Source organism: Vibrio sp. YT-19(2023) (assembly GCF_033337395.1).
In genome coordinates, this window is sequence record NZ_JAWOQN010000149.1 from 1 (window position 1) to 1106 (window position 1106).

The following is a 1106-nucleotide window of genomic DNA, read 5'->3' on the forward strand; positions in this document are numbered from 1 at the left end:
TTACCAATTACATCGAATGCTCGCTCAACATAAGGTCTGGTTAGTGCTAGTTCTGGCTCGCCTTGGTTGAATTTTTCTGAGCGAGTGTCGTGACAGTCAGAACATCCGATAGGATTGACGATTTCTGAGCCTAGACGTGCCCATTTACCAGAGAAGTAGCCATCCTCGCCACGCTCTTCTATCACGCGAGCGACATCAGGACTTTTACAACTCCAACACGCCATTGGCATTGGCCCGGAGTTTTCATCTGCCGGTGCGCCTGTCCTTAGGGTTTGCCTTACATCGTCGAGCGCATAAAAGTGACCTCGAGCCTTGTTGTAATCTTTGGCAAATCCGTAGCCAGCCCAAAGAATCACCATATTTGGGTCTTCACTTAGGGCGTCTTCAATATGTTTACTTTCTGATGTTGCCTTCCAAGAATGATATTGGTCAGGATGGTTTTGTTCGAAGGCGTCGTTACGAGGATCAAGTCGATCGTTGTTTTCTGCCGCCAACACAGAGCCGGCCAACAATAATTGGCTAGCGAATAAGGTCGCAACCGCGATAGGTGCGCTCATCCAGTGTTTTATGCTCACGGTGTTATCTCCATATTCGTTTTTATTAGCAGCGTTGTGAGAAGCTATTCCAAATAAGAATTGGAGATCTACAAATAATATTATTGTGTAAATAAAGAGATGAAATAGTGAGCGGGATGAGTCTTGCTTTAGATCAATTTACACTAGTGATCTTAATCATGTTTAATTTCATATACCTCTAAAGTGGTATGATTCAATCCCCTTTATTGACAGTAGGTTAGAGATATAACCATTTTGTAAATAAGGTGATTGAGTTCGCTTTTTGAACAGTGTCTTCTACCTCTTAGGAATAATAGAGGTATTATGAATATAGGTTTAGCGTTGTGGCTTTCCAAAATAAGAATTGATGTCATTTGAAGATATAAAAATATCTTCAGAAGAAATTAATTGTCGCTCCCTTAAATAGTTGAGAACAGTTATCAATTATTTTAGAGCTAAGGAAAGAAAAATATGGGCAAAATAAAAATGACCATAGTGACAATGCTGAAATTTATCCTCGCCTTTGCAAACAATGGTTTTTATATCTCCGCT

General features: G+C 40.3%; 1 protein-coding gene. It reads right to left on the minus strand.

What is annotated here, in order from left to right; genetic code table 11:
- Window positions 1-557, minus strand: a 557-nt coding sequence (locus tag R7E78_RS24505; RefSeq protein WP_318058391.1) for an ammonia-forming cytochrome c nitrite reductase subunit c552, incomplete at its 3' end; no start/stop codon positions are given.
- Window positions 558-1106: the final 549 nt, after the last annotated feature.